The 23,586-nt window shown below is 46.0% G+C and carries 16 protein-coding genes and 1 tRNA gene; 6 read left to right on the forward strand and 11 right to left on the reverse strand.

Translation table 11 applies throughout. The annotated features are described in order from the left end of the window. Positions 1-591: 591 nt before the first annotated feature. Positions 592-1,251, forward strand: a complete 660-nt coding sequence (gene hxpB, locus V7S65_RS15965; RefSeq protein ID WP_079469059.1) for a hexitol phosphatase HxpB — start codon at positions 592-594, stop codon at positions 1,249-1,251. A 77-nt stretch (positions 1,252-1,328) separates the two neighbouring features. Here hxpB and rpsA read toward each other — a convergent pair whose 3' ends face one another. Continuing rightward, entirely contained in the window at positions 1,329-3,233 is a 1,905-nt protein-coding gene (gene rpsA, locus V7S65_RS15970) for a 30S ribosomal protein S1 (RefSeq protein WP_079469060.1), read from the reverse strand. A gap of 354 nt (positions 3,234-3,587) precedes the next feature. Between rpsA and V7S65_RS15975 the strand changes: the two genes are divergently transcribed. Both V7S65_RS15975 and V7S65_RS15980 read left to right on the forward strand, forming a co-directional pair. After that, positions 3,588-4,466, forward strand: coding sequence for a rhomboid family intramembrane serine protease (locus V7S65_RS15975; protein ID WP_336387232.1), 879 nt, complete (start codon positions 3,588-3,590; stop codon positions 4,464-4,466). A gap of 35 nt (positions 4,467-4,501) precedes the next feature. Next, positions 4,502-5,725 carry a 4-hydroxy-3-methylbut-2-enyl diphosphate reductase gene (locus V7S65_RS15980; RefSeq protein WP_079469062.1) on the forward strand — a complete coding sequence of 408 codons (1,224 nt, stop codon included), beginning with the start codon at positions 4,502-4,504 and terminating at the stop codon, positions 5,723-5,725. Between the two features lie 268 nt (positions 5,726-5,993). Here V7S65_RS15980 and V7S65_RS15985 read toward each other — a convergent pair whose 3' ends face one another. The 7 genes from V7S65_RS15985 to V7S65_RS16015 form a co-directional block, all read right to left on the reverse strand. Then, entirely contained in the window at positions 5,994-6,758 is a 765-nt protein-coding gene (locus V7S65_RS15985; protein WP_079469063.1) for a LytR/AlgR family response regulator transcription factor, read from the reverse strand. A gap of 59 nt (positions 6,759-6,817) precedes the next feature. Next, positions 6,818-8,740, reverse strand: coding sequence for a tetratricopeptide repeat-containing sensor histidine kinase (locus V7S65_RS15990; protein WP_336387233.1), 1,923 nt, complete (start codon positions 8,738-8,740; stop codon positions 6,818-6,820). Between the two features lie 668 nt (positions 8,741-9,408). Then, a complete protein-coding gene (gene cmk / locus V7S65_RS15995) occupies positions 9,409-10,098 on the reverse strand; it encodes a (d)CMP kinase (protein ID WP_079469065.1) in 690 nt (229 codons plus the stop codon). 113 nt (positions 10,099-10,211) lie between these two features. Beyond that, positions 10,212-11,777 (reverse strand): T9SS type A sorting domain-containing protein, encoded by a 1,566-nt coding sequence (locus V7S65_RS16000; RefSeq protein WP_336387234.1) that lies wholly within the window; start codon positions 11,775-11,777, stop codon positions 10,212-10,214. Between the two features lie 9 nt (positions 11,778-11,786). Further along, positions 11,787-13,832 (reverse strand): hypothetical protein, encoded by a 2,046-nt coding sequence (locus V7S65_RS16005; protein WP_336387235.1) that lies wholly within the window; start codon positions 13,830-13,832, stop codon positions 11,787-11,789. A 79-nt stretch (positions 13,833-13,911) separates the two neighbouring features. Next, complete coding sequence (locus tag V7S65_RS16010; protein ID WP_336387236.1) at positions 13,912-15,777, reverse strand: hypothetical protein; 1,866 nt, start codon at positions 15,775-15,777, stop codon at positions 13,912-13,914. A gap of 482 nt (positions 15,778-16,259) precedes the next feature. Next, positions 16,260-18,794: an ATP-dependent Clp protease ATP-binding subunit gene (locus V7S65_RS16015; protein ID WP_079469069.1), complete on the reverse strand. Its 2,535-nt coding sequence runs from the start codon at positions 18,792-18,794 to the stop codon at positions 16,260-16,262. 297 nt (positions 18,795-19,091) lie between these two features. Here V7S65_RS16015 and V7S65_RS16020 point away from each other — a divergent pair, with 297 nt between their 5' ends. Continuing rightward, complete coding sequence (locus V7S65_RS16020) at positions 19,092-19,466, forward strand: STAS domain-containing protein (protein ID WP_336387237.1); 375 nt, start codon at positions 19,092-19,094, stop codon at positions 19,464-19,466. Between the two features lie 79 nt (positions 19,467-19,545). Next, positions 19,546-20,454, forward strand: coding sequence for a ribonuclease Z (locus tag V7S65_RS16025; RefSeq protein WP_111579420.1), 909 nt, complete (start codon positions 19,546-19,548; stop codon positions 20,452-20,454). 66 nt (positions 20,455-20,520) lie between these two features. On the opposite strand, the gene dapA is transcribed toward V7S65_RS16025, so the two are convergent. Continuing rightward, a complete protein-coding gene (gene dapA / locus V7S65_RS16030) occupies positions 20,521-21,396 on the reverse strand; it encodes a 4-hydroxy-tetrahydrodipicolinate synthase (RefSeq protein WP_111579419.1) in 876 nt (291 codons plus the stop codon). A gap of 79 nt (positions 21,397-21,475) precedes the next feature. Then, positions 21,476-22,429, reverse strand: a complete 954-nt coding sequence (locus tag V7S65_RS16035) for an acetyl-CoA carboxylase carboxyltransferase subunit alpha (RefSeq protein ID WP_079469072.1) — start codon at positions 22,427-22,429, stop codon at positions 21,476-21,478. Between the two features lie 158 nt (positions 22,430-22,587). Here V7S65_RS16035 and V7S65_RS16040 point away from each other — a divergent pair. After that, positions 22,588-22,661: transfer RNA gene (locus tag V7S65_RS16040), tRNA-Asp, on the forward strand. A gap of 476 nt (positions 22,662-23,137) precedes the next feature. On the opposite strand, the gene V7S65_RS16045 is transcribed toward V7S65_RS16040, so the two are convergent. After that, on the reverse strand, positions 23,138-23,446 hold the full coding sequence (locus V7S65_RS16045) for an RNA recognition motif domain-containing protein (protein ID WP_111579417.1): 309 nt from the start codon (positions 23,444-23,446) through the stop codon (positions 23,138-23,140). Positions 23,447-23,586 lie beyond the last annotated feature (140 nt).

Below are 23,586 nucleotides of genomic sequence, written 5' to 3' on the forward strand. Positions count from 1 at the left end.
TCTGGTTTGGGGCTGTTGGTCGTTTTTTTATATAAAAAAGCCCCCGGAATGTTTGCGGAGGCCTCGTATAATGTTGATTTACAGTAAGCTGATCACTGATTTTCCATATTACACGCGCCTCATGGGTGTTGATGAACAACAACTGTTTCTGTTACAATTCCTTCTATCATTACCCATATTCCCTATAATTTTAGTAGAGTAATACAAAGATATAAATGCAGGGCATCTTTCCAAAACTTTTTTCAACATTCAATAAGGCTCCCAAAAGGGGGGAAATTGGCGGAGGCAGCAGGTTTGCAGTTGACATAACTGTGTAAACGCTGATTAGGGAGGGATTCAGGGGGAATTACCTGGCCGATTACCGCAGTGGCGTGATAACCAAAGTTTATGGCGTATAACTTATTGTTATGGGACCGGAGACAGGGGCCTGCACAAGGGAACAAATACCGGGTTTAACCCGAAGCATCCCGGAAGCATCCCTGGAGCAAAGGTGGACTTGAAGCGCAAATGCAGGCTGGTAAACAGTTACCGGCTAACTGTGATCTCCCCTTATAACTTCTTATCTTTGCCGCGCATAAACGGAAAAAACATATGATAGATACGGTAATATTTGACATGGATGGCCTGTTGATAGATTCAGAACCTTTGTGGGGCATCGCCATGCGGGAAGTGTTTGCTACGGTGGGTGTAAACCTCTCACCCGAACTTACGCATTTAACCACCGGCCTGCGCACCAAAGAAGTGGTGAGTTACTGGCATAATTACTATAAATGGGAAGGAAAGAGTGCGGAGCAGGTTGTAAATGAAATTATTGATAGTGTGATATATAAGATCAAAGCGGAGGGCCATCCTATGGAGGGGTTACCGTATATCCTTCAATATTTCCGGGAGAAAGGGTTCAAAATGGGACTGGCCTCTTCCTCCCCACTGCGCCTGATCAATGCTGCGCTGGAACATCTACAGATAAAAGATGTTTTTCAGGCTGTGTATTCTGCTGAGTTTGAGGATTATGGCAAGCCACACCCTGCGGTGTACCTGGCCTGCGCCAAGGCGTTGGGCAGTGATCCGCTGGATTGTATAGCTTTTGAGGATTCCGTAACGGGTATGACGGCGGCTAAGGCGGCGCGGATGACCACGGTGGTGGTACCTGAAGCGCATAACCGGCATGATCCGCGGTATGCACTGGCTAATATGAAGCTGGACAGTTTGCTGGAATTTAACGACGCGAAGCTGTCGTTGCTGATAAAGTAAAGTATAAAATCTTCCTATAAAAAAATCCCGCTCCGATGTTACTCGAAGCGGGATTTATTATTTAATGAAACCGGATCTTATTGCGCGCTTTTTTCTTCGCCGCCTTCAGATTGTTTCAGTTTTTCTCTCAGTTCAGCTAAAGCGCCGAGATCACCTAAAGTAGCTTTTTCCACTTTACCCTGGATGTTTTTCACAGCCTTACGGGTTTTGTCAGCTTCTTCTCTCTTCTCTTTCACTACAGCCTGTTTTTCTTCAGCCTGTGCTTTTTCCCAAACTCTGGTATGAGAAACCAGGATACGTTTTTCGCTGCGATCGAATTCGATGATCATGAATTCTTTCACGTCTTCAACGTTGATTGGTTTTTCATCTTCAGTTCTGAGGTGACGTGCAGGAGCATAAGCTTCCAGACCGTACTGCAGTTGAACCGTAGCACCTTTATCATCTTTCTTCACAACGGTACCTTCGTGTACGGAGTTGATCGGGAAGATAGTTTCAAAAGTGTTCCATGGATCTTCTTCGATCTGTTTGTGACCGAGGCTCAGTTTACGGTTGTCTTTATCAATACCCAGGATTACTACATCTATTTCGTTACCTACTTTAGTGTATTCAGATGGGTGGTTGAAACGTTTGATCCAGCTCAGGTCAGAGATGTGGATCATGCCACCGATACCAGTTTCCAGTTCAACGAATACGCCATAAGGAGTGATGTTTTTCACGATACCTTTGTGACGGCTTTCAACCGGGAATTTAGTTTCGATAGTAGACCATGGATCTTCTGTCAGTTGCTTGATAGACAGGCTCATTTTGCGTTCTTCCTTGCTCAGGGTAACTACAACGGCTTCGTATTCTTCTCCTAATTTGAAGAATTCTTTAGCGTTGATTGGCGTAGAAGCCCATGAGATTTCAGATACGTGAACCAGACCTTCAACACCTGGCATGATTTCCAGGAATGCACCATAATCTTCGATGTTCACTACTTTACCTTTTACTTTAGCACCTTCGGTGATAGTAGCTGGTAAAGTATCCCACGGATGCGGGGTCAGTTGTTTGTAGCCCAGGCTTATGCGACGTTTTTCGTCATCGAAGTCAAGCACAACAACGTTGATTTTCTGATCCATCTGCAGTACTTCGCTCGGATGGGAGATACGGCCCCAGCTGATATCTGTGATATACAGTAAGCCGTCCAGACCACCCAGGTCGATGAATGCACCGAAGTCGGTGATATTTTTGATAGTACCTTCCAGCACCTGGCCTTTTTCCAGTTTGCTGATGATATCCACTCTCTGTTGTTCGATATCGCTTTCGATGAGCGCTTTGTGGGAAACAACGGCGTTGCGGATGGTTTCGTTTACTTTCACCACCTTGAACTCCATAGTTTTGCCTACAAACTGGTCGTAATCTGTAACTGGTTTCACATCGATCTGAGAACCCGGCAGGAATGTTTCCATACCATATACATCTACGATCAGGCCGCCTTTGGTTTTGCTGGTAACGGTACCAGTAACCACTTCGCCTGTTTTGTAAACTTCCACGATTTTTTCCCATGCACGTTTCTGGCGAGCCTGTTTACGGCTCAGGTGCAGGTTACCATCGCGGTCTTCTTTTTCTACTACCAGCACTTCCACTTCATCACCGATCTTCAGACCTGGTAAATCACGGAATTCGTTCAGAGAAATCAAACCATCAGATTTGAATCCGATGTTGATCACTACATCTGTGTTGGTTAAACCCACAACAGTACCAGTCAGCAGGCTGTTTTCTTCAAACACCTTGAAAGTGCTGTCGTAAGTCACGTCGTACTTTTCTTTTTCTTCTTTGCTGTAAGAAGAAACGTTACGTTTGTCAACGCTCCAGTCGAAATCGTCGTGTGCAGTTTCAACTTTTGCTACAGGTGCCTTTGGTGTCGCTGTTTCAACCGCAGCAGCTGCTTGCGGAGCCTGTTGTTCAGCGTTTTGTTCGTTAGAAATGTTGTTTTCGCTCATAAAAAATTAAAATTTTACCCGGAATACCCGGATACCCTGTTTTATGGGACGGCAAAAATACGAAAAAATACCCGTTTATACGTATTTTTATTGAAGAAAATCACCTTCCGCTGCGGTATGGGGTGGTCTTTTCAGATATTTTTAAATTGCATTATTAATAATTTTACTACGACAAAAAATTAAACTGCGTAAACGGGCATTTTTTTTGCCGCAGGAAGAACCAGCATCCGGATTAATTGTTGTTAACAGATACAGGAAAGATGATATTCATTAGCAGTGAACAGGCTTACTTTTCCTGCGTTCAAAATGTTAATTACTATTATTTAATCCCGGATTTTATTTTAATTTGTGTATATGAACGGGACCTCATTTCAATCGGATATTCGCTACTGGCTCAGGCAGGGAAACACGGTCAATTATTTGCTTTTCTGGAATATCGTCATCTTCCTGGGGTTAAATATTCTGCGTCTTATTGCGTTCCTGACCAAGCAGCCTACCCCTTTTGAATGGACATATCAACAGCTGGCCATGAATGTGCCGCTCGGCGCATTTATCTTAAAGCCCTGGGGGCTGATCACCTACATGTTTACGCATGTGGAAATATTCCACGCCCTTTTTAATATGATCAACCTTTACTGGTTTGGTAACCTGTTCCGGGATTTTCTCGGGAATAAACGGGTACTCCCCCTTTATTTACTGGGTGGTATGGCCGGCGGTTTACTGTACCTGCTGAGTGCCAGTCTTTTTCCGGGCTACGTAGGCACTACTATGGTGGGCGCTTCAGCAGCCATTATGTGTATACTGGTGGCAGCGGCTACCCTGATGCCTAACTTTGAAATTGGCCTGATGTTCCTGGGCAGCGTGAAACTGAAATGGCTGGCGATGGCCCTGGTGGTGCTGGGATTGATTTCCATCCCCAACGGCAACATCGGCGGACTGATTTCCCACATGGGCGGTTCCCTGCTGGGTTTCCTCTATATACGCGCCCTGCAGGCAGGTACTGACCTCTGCCAGCCCCTGATATGGCTGTTTGATTTCAAAAACCGCCGCCAGCAACAGGCTGTTACCCGTAAATTCAAACCTAAGAAATCACCCCTGAAAGTGGTAAAAAAAGCTGAAGACAGAGACCCTTCCAGATTAGACCAACTGCTGGACAAAATCAATGAAAAAGGCTATAATAGCCTCAGCGCCGAAGAAAAAGCATGGCTGGACAAAGTGAGCAAAGAAAACTGATTAACTTTGTCCTTCAATTTTCTGTCATTTAACACATGAAAACATTTAACGTTCCGGTTATATATCGCAGCCCGCTGATCAGCGCCATCAAAAACCAGCGCAAACAGCAGGACCGCATGAAAAAGGACTTCACGCCCACCGAGCTGGATTTTGGTCCGCTTAGGATTTTACTGGCCCGGCACTTCGGATTCTGCTATGGTGTGGAAAACGCCATTGAAATTGCCTTTAAAACAGTGGATGAAAATCCGGACAAACGGATCTTCCTGCTCAGTGAAATGATCCACAACCCCCATGTAAACAACGACCTGCTGGACAGGGGCGTTCAGTTTATTATGGATACCTCCGGCAATCAGCTGGTTCCCTGGGAGAGCCTGCAGCCAGATGATATTGTGATCATCCCTGCATTTGGTACCACCCTGGAAACCGAACAACAACTGGCCTCACTGGGTATTGAGCCCCTGAAATACAACACCACCTGCCCTTTTGTGGAACGTGTATGGAACAAGGCCGACCAGATCGGTAAGAAAAACTATACTGTAATTGTACACGGCAAACCAAAACACGAAGAAACCAGGGCCACCTTTTCACATAGCGCCTCCGGCACGCCTACCATAGTAGTGAAGGATATAAAAGAAGCAGCGCTGCTGGCGGAGTTTATCACCGGGCAGCGTAAACCCGATGAGTTTAACGCATTGTTCAAAGGACAATATTCCCCCGGCTTTAACCCGGCTACAGATCTGCAGCGGGTAGGCGTGGTGAATCAAACCACTATGCTGGCTACCGAAACACAGGCCATTGCCGATTATATCCGGCAGGTGATGATGACGCATTTCCAGCTCACAGAAGCCACCGCCGGGGAAAGGTTTGCGGATACCCGCGATACGCTCTGTTACGCTACCAATGATAACCAGACGGCCGTTACCGGTATGTTGCAGGAATCTGCCGATCTGGCCATTGTAGTGGGCGGTTACAACAGCTCCAATACTTCGCACCTCGTGGAACTGTGTGAAGAAAAGCTGCCTACTTATTTTATATCATCTCCCGAAAAAATGCTCTCCGCAAAGGCTATTAATCACTGGGACTTTCATCATAAAGAAGAGATCAATGCCGGTAGCTTTTTACCGGAAAAGGAAAAGGTGACGATCCTGCTGACCAGCGGTGCATCCTGTCCGGACGCCCTCGTTGAAGGAGTGATACGCCGGCTGCTCTCGTTTTACCAGCTGGAGCACAAAGCAGATGAAATGGCCATAATTGACTAAAAATATCTATCTGTATAAAACTGGCTAAAAAATCATAAAAACAAAAAAGACACCACGTGGTGTCTTTTTTCTTTGGGGCTAATCACGCTAGTAATGCAGAGTATAAAATCTTTATATTGCGTTTATATTGAAATCGTAATTCAAAAGTAGCTTATCTCTAATATGCCCGCAATAGCCATTTATTATATGGTAGGTAATTAATTATAACTGGCATAAAAACGAATAAAATCGGAATACACACATCTACGAATACGCTGTAAATCACTACTTAGAACTGCATTGCCTTTTTCAGGAACTCTGCTTTGCGTCTTCTGGACACTTCCACCTGCGTACCATCACTCATGAGCGCAAAGCCTCCTTCGCCCTGGATATAAGACTGCATCTGCTGCATATTTATCAGGTGTGAATTGTGTACCCGGAAGAAATCCACATCAGACAGCAACTCCTCAAACTCTTTCAGGGGGCGGGATACCATGAGATTTTTCTTGTCTGTAAAAAAGATGCGGGTATAGTTACCGGTAGATTCACAACGGACAATGTTCTGCACGGGCATAAACACCAGGCCGTTGATAGTAGGTAATGCAATTTTCTTGTGTGTTTGCTGTATTGTTTTCATGTTCTGCAAAAACACTTCCATCGGAGAGATGCCCTGGTCCTTTGGCCGGTTCACTTTCTTCTCCCTGCATTTTTCCAACGCATCCTGCAACTCCTTTACACTAAAGGGTTTCAGCAGGTAATCCAGCGCATTGAACTTAATGGCTTTTAAAGCATACTGTTCATAGGCTGTTGTAAAGATAACATCGAAGTATACCTTTTCAAATAGCTTCAACAGCTCAAACCCGTTCTGATATGGCATTTCCACATCCAGAAATACCAGGTCCGGCTGCAGTTCATCAATCATTTCCTTTGCTTCCCTCACACTTTTTGCCCAACCAATCACCTGTACACCGGGACATTTTTTTTGTAACATCGTTTGTAGTGCATCAATGCAATGTTGCTCATCATCAACGATGATAGCTTTTATTTCGCTCATACAAGTAGCTTTTGTTAGCTGTTAGCTATCAGCTGTTTTATGGTTTATCAGTGAGTAAACTAAAATATAAATTCTGCGGGTAAAATAATAGTCACCTTTGTTCCGGTGGCGTTTCCGGCTTCATCTTCCAGGTCTGTTACCGTTACTTTTGCTTCTTTGTTATTAATCTTACGGATAAGGTCTATCCTGCCTTCCGTTACTTTCATGCCTACAGAATTATGCAGCCGGCCTTTCTTTTCCTTTATCTCCATTGCTTTTTTTCTGCCTATGCCATTATCTGTAATAGTACATACCAGGCTTCTTTTTTTTAGTAAGATTTCAATATCAAGAATCCCTTTTTCATCCGGGTGCTTATGCACGAGTCCGTGCCAGATGGCGTTTTCCACATATGGTTGTAATATCATCGGGGGTATCAGTACTTCATCATCGTTAATATCTGCATCTATGAGAAACCGGTATTCAAAGATACCGTTACAGCGCAATGATTCGAGGTCAAGATACAACCTTAATGATTCCAGTTCTTTATTTAATGTAACAAAAGTGTGCTGGGTATTATCGAGGATAAGGCGCATGAGCCGGGAAAACTTGGTCAGGTAGTCTGACGCTTCCTCCTGGTTGTTGCTCCAGATGTACCGGTGGATAGAGCTGAGGGAGTTAAAGATGAAGTGTGGATTCATCTGGGAGCGGAGCGACCGCAGCTCCAGCTGTAAGGTTTGTTTGTTGGCCTTCAGGTTACGGTGACGGATATAGAAAAAGCCGCCCACGATAGCCATTAACAGGAAGGCCGCCAGGAAAAAAGTGACCACTACATTGCGTTTGGTACGCAGGGTGCTCATCATTTTATCATGTTCAAGATTACGGATCTGGTTATCTTTCCGGTCTACTTCATAAATGGTTTGCATCTGGGCAAGCGCCATTGCTGATTTTTCGTCAAGGATACTGTCTTTGTACAGCAATGATTTATCGGTGGCTTCCAGTGATTTTTTAAACTCCCCGCTTTCTTTAAAGTCTGTTGCGAGTGCTTTATAAGCATCCATCAGCATGGCTTTGAAGCCCCAGAAAGTACTGATGTCGATAGATTGCATCATGTATTTCCTGGCCTCGTCGTGTTTTCCCTGTGCCCCCAGCAGTTTACCGATACTGAGGTAGCTTTCTGCCACATGCACCTTATCATCTACCTTATCATTTACTTCCAGCGCTTTTTTCAGGTATTCCATTGCCGCCGGATAATCTTTCTTTTCTTTATAGGCGGCGCCGAGGGCGTTATAACATATTGCCATACCGATGGGACGGTCCATTTTCTGGTTGATGGCGAGAGAGCGTTTATAGTATTGAATAGCCAGGTCCAGTTTATTTTGCCCCTGGTATGCGTATCCGAGGTTACCAAGATTGATGGCTACGCCCAGTTGGTTATTGCTTTTCTCTTCCAGTTCGAGGGCACGGTTAAAGTGGGTGATGGCATCTGCATATTTTTCCGTGGTGAGCTGGATATTCCCGATACTGTTGGTAGCCACGCAAACGTTGCGGATGTCGTTGATCCTTTCCGCCAGTATCAGTGCTTTTACGTGGTAGTCAAATCCCTTCTGCAATTTATCCTGCCGCCGGCAATCTACCCCGGCGTTATTCAGGGAAAATACGATAAGGGAAGTATCTTTCGCGTCTTCTGCGGCTTTGAGTGCTTTTTCGTGGTAGTCTTCCGCAACGATGTACAGCGACTTATTCCTTTTTGCGGTTCCCAGTTCATTGTATGCCTGTGATATTCCTTTGGGATATTTGAGTTGGAGTGATAAGGTGAGTGCTTCCTGCCAGAAAGGATTTTCTATTTTATGTGATTCAAAGAAACGGTTATTCAATCCGCCTTTTTTCAGCAGTAAAGACACTTTCCCGGTATCGGAAGGGAGCCGGCGAACGGAATCGAACAGGTTGTATATCCGCAGGGAGTCCTGGGCTATCGCCTCAAAACAGGCCCCTGACAGGAGCAAGCATAAAAAACATACACCTTTTATGGACATTGGCTGGTCTGTGTGACTACACAATTTAAAAAAAGAATTACGAATAACGCGTAGCGATTTAAAGATATCCGGTTGAACGGGATAACGCTATGGGCAAACCTGCTTCACTGACAATCAAAAAGTTTAAAAAGCGAAAGGGCGAAAGAATTCGCCCCTTCTTCCTATTAACCGAATACACCTACTGAAAACATGGAACGGCCGTGGCGTACCACGCCATCCCACATTACCTTTAAATGCCTGCTGGCAGCGGTTATGCTCACGCAGACTGAATTTTATATTATAGCAACATTATAGTCGGTTAATAGCAAAGGGTCCTTTGTGGATATAGCTAGGATAAGACGTTTCCGAAAGCACGATATATGATAACGCGTCTTACGCACTTGTTCTTAATGTCTTATACAGGTCGACTACACTAAATCAATGGCACAGTGACTTTTCCATACAAAAAATGCCTAAGCAGTATTTTTCAGGGAGGATCAGGTTGGCTATGCAGAAATGGTCAATAAAAGTTGACATCATTCGGGCATGAAAATAAAATTCTACTGGAAATTCGGGAGGATGTGGAAAAATTATTGGGTTGGTGACTACAAGCCACATAGCAAATGTATAAAAGAGTTTTAATAAAAGGAAATAATATTTTATGAGGAGTGCGCCATAATAGCATCTTCCACCCATTGCATCACCAGTTGAAGCTGGTCATCGAGGTTCAAGTGGCTGTTATCCAGTATGATAGCGTCTTCTGCTTTGCGGAGCGGGCTTATTTCGCGGTTGGCATCGATATAATCTCTCAGTTCGAGATTTTGTTTTACTTCTTCGAGGGTAATGTTCTTATTTTTTTCATAGAGTTCTTTAAACCGGCGCTCAACGCGGATAGTGATGTCGGCGGTCATAAAGATCTTGAGTTCTGCATGGGGAAATACCACCGTACCGATATCACGGCCATCCATCACGATGCCTTTACGGGCGCCCATCTTCTTCTGCTGTGCTACGGCCAGATCGCGTACTTCTTTTACAGCGGCAACTTCGCTCACCTTTTCAGCTACGATCATTTCGCGGATCAGGTGTTCCACATTTTCATTGTTGAGGTACATTTCGCTGAGCCCTGTGAGGGAGTTGGGAACAAAATCCAGGTGTACATCTTCCAGTGCGGTGGTTACTGCTTCATGAGACATCCAGTCGATCCTGTTTTGAATAAAGTAAAGGGTAATCGCACGATACATAGCACCACTGTCTATATAGGTATAGTTCAGCTTTTTAGCCAGTTGCTTGGCCAAAGTGCTTTTGCCACATGAAGAGTAGCCATCTATCGTGATGATTATTTTTTTCAAAACTATCTGTTTAAATGAATCGCCTATAGGGAAGAACTCTACAAAATTGGGGCAAATCTCCGAGAAATCAAAACAAAAGGCTGGAATTTCCGGTTGAAGGAAATTCCGGCCTTTTATTGGGCTACTACCACCTTACAGGTGTAGGCCACTTTCATGGTGTCTTTATGATAAATTACGAGGAAATAAACGCCTGACGGCAGATCTGAGATATTCACCTCAGCATCCCTTCTTACCTCGTACTGGCGCATTACCTGGCTCCAGGTGTCGTGCAGCTGCATCAGCATATCGCCGCGGATACCGCGAATAGTGACTTTGAAGTTACCGTTATTCGGGTTCGGGAATACCTTGATCTGTACAAACGGTGGTACTGCGCGTATTTCGGAATAGGTGATTTTGCCGTTCCTCCCTACTGCCTTGATGCGGTAATAGGTCCAGTCGTCATAATCATTCACATCCGGGAAGGTATAGCTCAGCGGTACGCTGCTATTGCCGTTAATGGCTTTTGTTGGCAGTACGCCGATTTTAACGAAGGCTTCCTGTCTTTCATAGCGACGTTCCACTTCAAAGGTGGCATTATAAATTTCGCGGCTGGTGGTCCAGTCCAGCTGCACCAGTAGCGGGGCAATTCTGTACGCTTCAAAGCTGAGGAACATGGCTGGTTTGGCAGAACCGATCAATGCCGTTTTTGTGAAATATTCGCTGGCGCCTAGCCCGTCGAAGTGCCGGAGGTGCATGGTCGCCGGCTGAGTCATGGCAGCAGTGGTTAATGTACCGGGTAGTGGCCTGGTGGTGATTACGGGTACAGCGTCCCATACTCCGCCAACGAAGCGGGTAATGAAGCTGCTATCGCGCGAGGTGGCATAGGCCGGTAATTCGCTGACATCCATGTGTTGCAGGATTACATCTACTTCTCCCCCGCTGTTATCTGCCCGGCGGATATTCCAGGATTTGTTCACAAAGCTGTCGGGGTAAGCCCTGCCACCGGCGGCCACGGTAAATACGCTGTCGTATACACGGGCGCCTATCATGTCTTTTGCGCCGGTAATGAGCACCGCGGCGGGTGAATAACTATAGTCATCTGTTCCTACCGGGAACACTACTTTTCCGGCTGCATTTGTGATAGCGGCGCGGTACAGTAATCCACCTGCGATCCCTTTGCCGGTAACCACATAGCGGTAGTCGCTGTAGCCGGTAATGGTACCGGGTGTTTTATCGCCTACCTGGAGGTTCCAGCCATTAAGATAAATACGTCCGCTGGCAAAATGAAGGTTATTCCTGATCTTCAGATCGGTGAAATCCTCCAGCAGTAAGCCGGCGGGGTTATTGAGCTGCAGGTTGGGAAAGCTGGCGCCTGTTCCGGCAATAAAGCTGTAAGCGCCAAAAACCCTTTGCTGACCAGCGCCGGAAAAGAGGAAGGTGCCGCCGGTGCCGGAGGTACCATCTGCACTTTCATCCGGCAGCGTAGCACCGTTTCCGTTAGTCCATAATTTGCTGAGGAAATAAAAGGTGGTATTAGGATTAGAGCCGAGGATTCCGTTGTTCGTCATATCAGCGAAGATGCCTACGTTGGTATTACCGGCGAGCCATACGGTGGCGCCGGCAGGGATGTAAACACCCTGCTGGGCGGAGGTGAAGCCCGCCAAAAATAAAAGGGATAATATCAGCAATAATTTCTTCACCAATGTTTTTTATTGGATTACAGTAATGTCGAAGCGCCTGGCCGTTCCTGACAAAGAGAATGCAGCCCCGGTAGAGTTGACGAAAGTAGCCGTCACTGTATTAGCAGCGGATACTCTCGAAGAGATTAGCCGTAAGTTAAAAGGAAAATCAAACCGGGGATTTATAATAACATTTCCACCAACAGCCGCACCCGTTACGGCGAATGTTACTGTTGCAGTTGCAGTAGTGCTGTTAGGTATACTGGTGGTTGCGGTAGAACTATTTATACTGGTGCAGTTAATATTGGTAGCCTTGTATATGCCGTCTAATACAGTGCCCGTAGCACCTATTTTTGCAGTGCCGTTTACATCCAGTAAGGCAGCAGGTGTACTGGTTCCCACGCCCACATTTCCTCCATTCTGCAGAAACAAACGATAATCCTGTACGTTGGTTTCCACAAAATTTAATCCGTTACCCAACATATTCCAGTGCCATCTGGGCACACCTGCGGCGTCTTCAAATGCCAGTACATCATTTCCGTTGGCGCGGATGATTACCGGATGCCCATTAAACTTCGTTGCACCGTTAAATAAGGTTAAAGTATATGCTGAAAAATCCGCCCCTAAAGTTTCCGCAGCTGTTTGTCCTCTTGATCCCCTGAAAAGCTCTTTATTGTTGTACTTCACTACCATATCCACCGCATTGGTAGTTCCCAGAAACTGCGTTGCGGTAGCCACGTTACCACCCGTAAGCCAGTTGGTGGTGGCCGGGTTATCTGTTAAAATAACGTCCCCGGTGCTGTTAATGGAAAGTACTTTAGAAGTAGCGGCTGCCGGAGTAGCCGTGGCCAGGTTTGTTAAACGAAGACCCGAAGTATTCGCGGAGAAAGGAGCGGCTGTAGTTGGAGGGCCTGATATTTCCACTTTATTCACAGGCGCGCTGGTGCCCACTCCCAGCAATGACTTGGTTGCATCCCAGAATAACTGCCCGTTATTCTCGGAAATTACATCTCCGGTTCCCACATACGGGATAGAACCCGGCGTTAACCCTTTCACTGTAAGCGTTGTGCCAATCACACCGCTTCCGGATATATCAAAATTTGAAGATGCCTGTGTGGTAGTAGTGTTCTGAATAAAAGCATTCGCCGGCAGATCAGCTATTGTTAATGCCCTGAAAGCAGGTACAGCTGCGCCTCCTGTGGCGGGGCCGGCAAAAATGAGATTGGCGTTCTGCGTATTCAGTGTAGCCGTTAACGTTCCTGAAGTAGTTACTGTTGGCGTGGTTACATTAAACATAGATGGCAGCGACAAGCCTACCGAAGTAACGCCGCTGGCGGCCGCAGCTTTGGCAATCCATTGTGTACCGTTAAAAGTGAGTACGTCATTGTTAACGGGAGCGGTACCAAACAATACATCGTAGTCTGCTATCTTATTAGCGTTCCATAGTTTAATTGTGTTCTTCACGGCCAGTTGCCCGCTGGTGATGGATAAGTTATTATCAATGGTCATGGAGGCCACATCACCACTGGCATCCTTTCCTAATATTTTTATGGGTGTACTAACGTCGTTGGTTACACGCAGCGAGTAGGTTTGCAGTCCTTCTGTAAAGTTTTTTAATCCCTTAAACGACTGGGCGCTGTAGTTAACAAATCCGGGCGCAGTAAGAGAAGCATCCGGGATAGTAAGGTTATGAATACCGCCGGCAGTAGCAAAGCCAAAAGTGCCGCCAGGCGTATACGTGGCTTTAATTTCCTGTGAGGGAGAAAAATCGTTGTTGATTGATTTGATGGCAGCGCCATCAGCTATCAGTTTTGTCCAGTAGTTATTGGCCCGGACACGGAAAGTGTTATCGGATTCCAGGTAGATGATCATCCCATTCACCGGGGTGACGATCTGATTGGTATCTGCAATACGGGTAAGGAGGAGTGCCTGCTTCTTGCTTTCCAGCTCAAGTAAAGCAGATTGTTTTATCAGAGAAGGATTAGTTCCCAGCTTTAATTGTTGTGCCGTCAACTGCTGAGTGCCTAAGCAAAACAACATTGCAGCGCATACTTTTATAAGCCCTTGCAGCTTCATACATCAACATTTAAGGAATGTACCCAAAGGAATAGAACGGCTATGATTTCTACATAGCCGTTCCTATTATTTTCTCAGCCTATTTCTTGATCACGTACCAGTTTGTTCCGTTAGACTGAACGGTGTAGAAGGTCCAGTCGTTGTAGATGGTCAGTTTAGCGCCACCTTCCAGCGTGCCGCCGGCGGAGGTAATCTGCACATCGTTGTTAATTTGTGTATCGTCCGGTGCGGAAGCAGCAGGTATTTTTTTCACCGTGTAGATACGTCCTGTACAAGTGGTAGCATCCGGTAATACCACGCTGCAAACAGCGTTGGCGCTTACGAGGATAGTATTATCTGTTGCTGCCACGGTGTAGGTGCCGCCGGCCGTAACGGTAGTGATGGACATGGATACGGAACCGGTTACCTGTAAGGTAGAATTGCCGATGTTATTGGTATCGCCGATGTGTACATTTTTCTTTATGGAAACTTCGTTGCCAAATTTCTTTGCGCCGGCGAAGCTCTGCGCGGCGTTGCTTACCAAACCACCGGTGGTGGCGGGTGAAGCTACGGGGATGCTTACAGTTACTTCATCTGCAGCCTGTGTCACAGCCAGATCAAGGCCAGCATGATCTGACTTGAAGGTCAGGTCTTTAAATGCGGTGGCGGAGAGTTTTCTTTTCACCACATTGCCTGAAGTACCATCGCGGAGTAATACTATGTCCTGCGTGGTTCCGTCTGCGATGTTAGTGAGCACTACGTTATTGTCGAGCTGTGTATTCCCTTTTACCTGGAGATCGTTATCCAGGGTAGCTTTGCCGGTAACACCGAGGGTGCTGGCCAGTGTAGTGGCGCCGGTTACGTTCAGGGTACCGGTAAGAACGGAGTTACCGCCTACAGCGAGATTGCTGGTAGCACCTGGTAAAGTCAGGTTGCCGGTGATAGTTGAGTTACCGGTGATGGTAGCGCCATTCGCCAGTACTGTTAACCCGGTTCCGAACTGACCTTTCTTCAGGATGGTCAGGTCTTCATTACCTGTAACAGATTGCAGGAAGGTTTTTAAACCGTCGAATGACTGGGCACCGGTAGAAACAGCACCGGGATGGGTAGCATCCGCGGCGTGCAGGATCAGCTTCGGAGCAACAGCCGGGTTGGTATTGTCTATAGTCAAACCATCGTTCACCGGTGTGGCATCGAATGCGCCGATGATCATTGCCAGTGTGGCTTTATCAAAGCGCTTGTAATCTGTGAGGCTCAGTAAGCCCGCTGTTACTTCGCCGGCGCCGGTTACACCTTTCTGCGTGGCGATAGTGAGTACGTGGGTATCTGTTCCGGTGGTAGAAAACACGTAGTCGTTTGGTGTTGCTACCGGCGCGGCGGTGGTCAGTTTCTGATCGGCGGCGGTTAAACCATTGATCTTATTGATCGCGGTTGTAAAAGCCGTTTCAGAAATGGTGCGCTTGTTGATTTTACCTGTAACGGGATCTATCAGTAACACGTCCACACCGGTGGTTACCAGGTCCAGTTTTTTCAGGAACGCGTAACCGTTGTCGATCACGAAACTTTCCACATTGTTTGCCTTGAGGGAAAACGGTACGTTGGTAGTAGTTCCGATAAAGTCGCCGGCGGTACCGGGATTACCCCTGAGGCCCCAGGTGTTGGCTACATCGCCTGTGTTGGCCATTTTTTGCCAGTAGCCGTGATTTCTTACGTAGAAGCCTTCTTCACCGGCTTTTTTCAGGTAGATGACCATCCCATCGGGAGGTGTTAAGCCTGTGATACCTACTGTATCGGTTAAACGTGGCAGTAATAAGCCTTGTTTGTCTGCATCCAGGTCGAGGATAGCGGATTTTTCTATCGTAGTGGGATTTTTACCGACTTTCAGCTGTGCATTTGCCTTTGAGGCGATCATGCCCACACCGCCAACCAGCATCACCCGTACTACAATGCGTAAAGATTTTCTCATAGAAATAGGGATAAATATTAAATGTCAAGCCCACTTCCGGCATTGGTGTTGCCGGCGTGATAGTAATAGGATAAATAGATTCAATTATCGTGTCTCAGGGAATTCATTAGTCATGCTTTTCATATCATCTAAATAATAATAAAAAATATAAACTATTATAGTTTGATATAATTACTATTACATAGACTATATAAATAACATGGTGCAAATGTGACATATTAAATCTTTTTAAAAAATGACATGATCATACCATTTTAGTTCAGATAATTATTCACTGGCGGTGTACCACCTAACCATATATGGGTATTAAAATGTGGGGAGATCGATTGCAGATAAAGTATTGAGAAGGAAATATATACTGTAACAGGATGGGTTTGCTTAAAATAATCTAGTGGGGATGGGGAGGTTAACATGTTCATGTTATAAAAAAAGCAGCCCATCATTTCTGACGGGCTGCTGCTGTTGTATTTTTTGCGTGTTACTTACGCTTCTGATTTCTCTGATTTACTCTTGGAAGAGTTGTTTTTCAGGGTGAAGATCAGCTTCTGATTTTCCTTGTCCAGGTCCGCTACGAGTACATCTCCATCATGAATGTTCATGTTGAGGATTTCTTCTGCCAGCGGATCTTCCAGGTATTTCTGGATGGCCCTGTGGAGCGGTCTGGCGCCAAACTGCTGGTCGTAACCCTTATCTGCCAGGAAGCCTTTGGCTTCATCTGTCAGTTCCAGGCTGAATCCGAGGTTGTTCAGGCGTTTCAGTACACTTTTCATTGTAATGTCAATGATGGTGTAGATATGCTCTTTTGCCAGGGAGTTAAAGATGATCACGTCATCGATCCTGTTCAGGAATTCCGGAGAGAAGGTACGTTTCAGTGCTTTTTCGATCACTGATTTGGTATTCTCTTCTTCATTTACGGCTCTTGCGCTGGTGGTAAAACCTACGCCGGCGCCGAAATCTTTCAGCTGACGGGCTCCGATGTTGGAGGTCATGATGATGAGGGTATTTTTGAAATCCACTTTACGGCCGAGGCCATCGGTGAGGATACCGTCATCCAGTACCTGCAACAGGAGGTTATAAATATCCGGATGTGCTTTTTCAATTTCATCCAGGAGGATTACGGAGTAAGGTTTGCGGCGAACTTTTTCAGTCAGCTGACCACCTTCTTCGTATCCAACATATCCCGGAGGGGCACCAATGAGGCGGCTAACAGAGAATTTCTCCATGTATTCACTCATATCGATGCGGATAAGCGCTTCGTCGGAGTCGAACATATAGCGGGCCAGTGATTTGGCCAACTCTGTTTTACCTACCCCGGTAGGGCCGAGGAATATGAAGGTACCGATTGGTTTTTTCGGATCTTTCAGACCTACGCGGTTACGCTGAATGGCTTTGGTGACTTTGCTGATAGCTTCGTCCTGTCCAACCACGGCGCCTTTAAGGTCTTCACCCATGCGGCGGAGTTTTTCAGTTTCGGCCTGTACCATCCTTTTAACGGGGATACCGGTCATCATGCTTACCACTTCCGCGATAGCCTCTTCATCAATCGGGTAACGTTTGTGCTTCACTTCTTCTTCCCACATTGCTTTTGCGCGTTCCAGGTCTTCACCCAGTTTCTTTTCAGTATCGCGTAAAGCAGCTGCTTCTTCGAAGCGTTGGCTTTTCACTACTTTATTCTTTTCCTGTTTGATATCTTCTATCTGTTTTTCCAGGTCGAGGATATTCTGAGGAACATTGATGTTTTTCAGGTGAACGCGGGCGCCTACTTCATCGAGTACGTCAATTGCCTTGTCGGGCAGGAGACGGTCGGTCATGTAGCGGTCGCTCAGTTTCACGCAGGCATCAATGGCTGCATCTGTATAGCTTACGTTATGGTATTCTTCATAACGGGGCTTGATGTTATTGAGGATCATGATGGTTTCATCCACGCTTGGTGGTTCTACCATTACTTTCTGGAACCTGCGGTCGAGTGCGCCATCTTTTTCGATGTACATGCGGTACTCATCGAGGGTAGAAGCGCCAATGCATTGGAGTTCGCCCCTTGCGAGTGCAGGTTTAAAGATGTTGGAAGCGTCCAGCGAACCGGAAGCGCCACCAGCGCCCACGATTGTATGAATTTCATCGATAAACAGGATAACGTCCCTGTTTTTCTCGAGTTCATTCATGATGGCCTTCATCCTTTCCTCAAACTGGCCACGGTATTTGGTACCGGCCACCAGGGCGGCGAGGTCGAGGCTTACCACGCGCTTATCGAAAAGCACGCGGGAAACTTTACGCTGCACGATACGCAGCGCCAAACCCTCCACGATGGCGGTTTTACCCACACCGGGTTCACCAATAAGAATCGGATTGTTCTTTTTACGGCGGGAAAGTATCTGGGATACCCTTTCAATTTCCTGCTCGCGGCCAACAATCGGGTCTAAGCTGCCACTCTCGGCCAGCTTGGTAATATCTCTACCAAAGTTATCCAGTACGGGCGTCTTGGATTTGGTATTTGTCTGTTTGGCTTTGCTTGCGTAACTCTTTCTTTCGTCCTCAAACTCTTCTTCGCCCGGATCGTCGAATTCAGATTTAGGGTCCGCAGATTTTACAAAGCCCAGTTCGTTTTTAAAAGTATCGTAGTCCACGTCAAATTGTTGTAAGATTTGTGTACAAACGTTTTCCTTATTCTTGAGTATGGAAAGCATGAGGTGTTCCGTTTCCACCGTAGCGCTTTTCAGTGCTTTGGCTTCCAGTACGGTAACCCGTATAACTTTCTCTGCCTGTCTGGTAAGCGGGAGACTATTGATGTTAGCGATATTCTTTCCTGTCTTATCTTTAACAGCCAGTTCTACTTCCTTGCGTAACTCATACAGATCTACGTTCAAAGCCTGCAGAATCTTTACGGCCGTGCCCTCGCCTTCTCGAATAATACCTAACAGCAGGTGTTCAGTACCTATGAAGTCATTTCCCAGGCGTAAAGCTTCCTCTCTGCTGAACGAAATGATCTCCTTAACTTGCGGTGAAAAATTCTGGTCCATTGTGAGATTATTAAATTATCAAAAACCCTTACGGGGGCTTGCTTATACAATAATAACGAATAATTCTGACTTAAGATTATCACGCTTTGTACGGAAATGAAGTTATTCCTTTTTAAACTTAAACAACTTACACTTTAATAGTATAAGATTATTTTTGCGGTGATGCGGGTACGTTCGTTTAAAAATATCTACGAAGAAAAAGAGGTTTTTGTTTTCGATCTCTTGCGGTTATATTTTATAGGCGGGTTCCCTCTGTTCAAAATTTATTTACTAAAAGTATAAAACAACGTCCAACGCATGAAATTCAAAATTGATACCAAAGAAAAAATAGTCGTTTTTTGTCCGGAAGAAACAGTTCTGGATGCTAATTTGTCAGACGACTTTGTGGCCACTGCAACCGCGCTGCCGGAGCTGGAGGGACGCAATCTCATACTGGATATGACATTGGTACAAAAAATTGATGCAAAGGGCGTTGAAGCCATTTTAACAGTTTATCAGCGTATGTATGACAATAATTTATCCTGTGCAATCACCGGCCTTAACAACACTTTAACAGCTGAGTTGAAATCTGCAGGGAATGATATGCTCAATCTGGCTCCTACGATGGCAGAGGCAATAGACCTTGTAATGATGGAAGAGCTGGAAAGAGAATTACTGAATGGATTGGAATAAGGATGGATTGCCGCTCTTTTTTACTCCCACGTAAGGGTGATTTTAAAAAAAAGGCAATTGAACGATTAAAGCTATTTACATGTTCGCAGTCACGATATTAGGTAACAATTCTGCTATCCCCACCCTGGACAGGCACCCCACCGCCCAGGTAGTTACCTGCAATGAGCAGCTCCTGCTGGTAGATTGCGGAGAAGGCACACAATTACAGATCGCGCAGTACCGGATCAGGCGCAGTAAGCTGAGATATATTTTTATCAGCCATCTTCACGGAGATCATTATTTCGGGCTGATTGGCCTGTTGAATACGCTCAGTTTGATGGGCCGTACCGATCCTATCAGCGTGTATGCGCCACCGGAGCTGGAACAAATTATCCAGCTCCAGCTGGATTGTTCGGGTACGGTACTGAAATTTGAACTGAGCTTTGTGCCCCTGCAACCGGGATACAGCGGTATCATCCTGGAAGATAAGGACCTGACGGTAAGCTGTTTTCCCACCCAGCACCGGATCACCTGTTTTGGTTTTTCTTTTGAAATGCAGAAGCGCAAGCGTAAGCTGATCCCGGAACAGGCCAGGGCTTACGAAATACCGGCTGCCTACTTCAGCAAATTGCAGGATGGCGCCGATTATCAGCGGAAAGACGGCACCCTGGTGAAAAACGACTGGGTAACTTTGCCGCCGCCTCCCGGCAAACGGTATGTGTACTGTGCCGATACCCTGTATGACGTGAATCTGTTGCCGGTGTTGAAGGATGCGGACCTGATGTATCATGAAACCACTTACCTGCACGACTTACAGCAACGGGCAGCAGAGCGGTTTCACAGCACTTCTGTACAGGCGGCCTCCCTGGCGGCTGCAGCGGCAGTAAAACGGCTGCTGATCGGTCATTTTTCTTCCAAGTACACCGAATTACAACCTTTCCTGGATGAATCCAGGCCGGTTTTCGGGAATACGGAAATTGCGGAAGAGGGCGTAACGTATATTATTTAGGGTTATAAAATAAAAGCAGCAGCGATCCGGGTGGACCGCTGCTGCTTTTTTATTTACATTTTACTGTTAGTAGTTCTTCAGATAGGCAGCTATCTTGCTATACAGTCCGTCGCTAACAGGCATTACAGGCAGGCGGAAAGTATTTTCCATAATCCCTGCATAATGCAGGAATGCCTTGATGCCGGCGGGATTGTTTTCGGAGAACATCAGTTCAAATCCTTCCAGCATTTTGTAATTGAGCGTCCGAGCCGCGGGATAATCGTTTAACAGGGCAGCGTGTACCATGCTGGAAAAATCGGTCGCAAAATAGTTGGCGGCCACCGAAATAACGCCGTCCATGCCGCAGGCCAGCTGTCCCAACGCCAGTGCGTCGTCGCCGCTGATAACGAGGAAATCCTTTGGTTTATCGCGGATAATCTGCATGCACTGCATTATATCGCCGGAAGCTTCCTTCATGGCCACGATGTTTTCCACCTCATGCGCCAGGCGCAGGGTGGTTTCTGCTGTCATATTCCTGCCGGTACGGCCTGGAACATTGTACAGGATCACCGGTTTGGGAGAGGCGGCAGCAATGGTTTTATAGTGCTGATAAATGCCTTCCTGAGTAGGTTTGCTGTAGTAAGGCGCTACGCTGAGGATGGCAGCCGCTTCGTCGAGCGGGCATTTCTCCAGCCGTTTCACCACATCTCTTGTGTTATAATCGCCAACGCCAATCACTACCGGCACCCGCTTCGACACCTTTTCGAAAGTGAATTTTATCAAATCCAGCTTTTCATCTGCAGAAAGAGTAGGTGTTTCGCCAGTTGTGCCTAAAGACACAACATAGTTCACGCCGCCATCGATCACGTAGTTGATCAACTTTTCCAAAGCATTCCAATCGATGCTTTCATCTGCTTTAAAGGGTGTTACCAATGCCACCCCGGTGCCTTTTAGTTGTTCCATATTGCGTTTACGGGAAAATAAAAATTTCGAACTTCGAAGGCCGAAATTCGAAATTTTTATTGTTATCTCTAAATATTTTTTATTTCTCTTCGTAGAAACCCATGCGGGAGAACTTATCGATCCGTTGTTCTATGCGCGTATCCGGATCAATTTTCTTTAATTCTGCGAGTGTTTCCTTGATGCGGACCTTCAGCAGGTGGGCCATTTCATCAGGGTTTACGTGTGCGCCGCCGAGTGGTTCGCGCACGATGCCGTCTACCAGGCCAAACTGGCTCATATAATCGGAGGTCAGTTTCAGCTCTTCTGCGGCTTTTTCCTTGAAATTCCAGCTACGCCAGAGAATTGTGGAGCAGTTTTCGGGAGAGATCACCGTATACCAGCTGTTTTCGAGCATAAATACGCGGTCGCCGATGCCGATGCCTAATGCGCCACCGGAAGCGCCTTCCCCGATTACGATACAGATTACAGGCACGCGGAGTTTTACCATTTCAAAAAGGTTGCGGGCAATGGCTTCCGCCTGGCCCCTTTCTTCCGCTTCCAGACCGGGATAAGCACCGGGAGTATCGATGAGGGTAACAATGGGCTTATTAAATCTTTCGGCCAGTTTCATCAGGCGCAGGGCCTTGCGGTACCCTTCCGGGTTGGCCATACCAAAGTTTCTGAGCTGGCGCATTTTGGTGTTTACGCCTTTCTGCTGACCAATAAACATGACCGTTTCGCCATCCAGGTCGGCGAAGCCGCCTACCATAGCTTTATCGTCTTTTACATTCCGGTCGCCATGCAGTTCCGTAAAATTGGTGGACATTTTTTCGATGTACGCCAGCGTATAGGGCCTATCCGGATGACGGCTCAGCTGTACGCGCTGGAAGGCGGTGAGGTGGTCGTAGATATTCTGGCGGGTATCAGCAATTTTTTGCTCATACTCGCTAACAGTAGCAGAAACATCCACACCTGATTTTTCACCATTTTCCTTCAGCTTCTCCAGCTGATCGTATAAGTCAGCGATAGGTTTCTCGAAATCCAGGAATTGCATAATTTGATTAAATTGGTTAAAGATCGGGTGTAAAGATAATGCTGAAAATATTTTTTAAAAAAGATTTGCTTAATTGGGAACTTTGTTGCTATCTTTGCAATCCCAAAACGGAACAACACAACGAATTGGGACACAAGTTCTTAGGATCAAAATGGAATGGATCGGTAGTTCAGTTGGTTAGAATGCCGCCCTGTCACGGCGGAGGTCGCGGGTTCGAGTCCCGTCCGGTCCGCAAAATCTCGAAGGAACCCGCGCTAGTCGCGGGTTTTCTATTTTAAGTCGAGTATTTAATCGAGTCCGGATTAATTCTTTCCCCGTTAGTGATTCTCCAATGGCGTACGTTGATCCAATGCCAGCAATTTTGGGGGCATTTGACGTGTCAATAATAGTGTGAGAAAGCGGTAAAAACCGTTAAAAACGACACTTGACCAAAAGAAAAGAATCACGGCTTGTAACCAAAAACAAAATCCTTTTTCCCATTTTCCCCGCTTTTTAGTTTGTACTACTGTTGGATTGTAAGCAGAATGGTGCCTTACTGAGGTTTATTAAAGGTATAATTAGAAAATTAAGTGGAAAATTCAGCTTGGGTTGCTGCTATCCAGTACATAGAAAAGTAAGAGCAAAGCTACGAACTACTTAACGTATTTTGCGGCTTTGCTCTTCTGCTTTCTTAACAGATAAAGGTAATCGACGTTTTAAAACATCCAACTAGTATCTGGGTCTAAATCCAGGGCTTGGGCTGGATCTGGAGAAACGATTATTTTCTGGTCTTTCAGGTTTTGGACGAGCCTCATACACTACTATTGTATGGCCAGCAACTACTGAATTATTCAATTCCTTAATTGCCAGTACTGCATTGGAATCGTCGGGCATTTCAACGAATGCAAAGCCTTTAGAACGGCCACTGTACTTATCATAAGCCACATTAATACTATATACAACTCCAAATGGGTCAAATAAAGACCATATCTCATCTTCAGTTGTTCTGTCACTTATATTACCTACAAAAATATTCACAAATATAATTTTAATTAAATATACATGCTACTGAAAAAACAGGGGCTGAGGAAGAAAAAAGACCCTAAACTAAATCAGAAGAAGTCAAATGCAACCTTGCTAAAGTTAGAGCAATAAATTGGGTATTACAGGATTAATTT

The sequence above is a fragment of the Chitinophaga sp. CCNWYY40 genome (genome assembly GCF_037483205.1).
Taxonomy (GTDB): Bacteria; Bacteroidota; Bacteroidia; order Chitinophagales; family Chitinophagaceae; genus Chitinophaga; species Chitinophaga ginsengisegetis.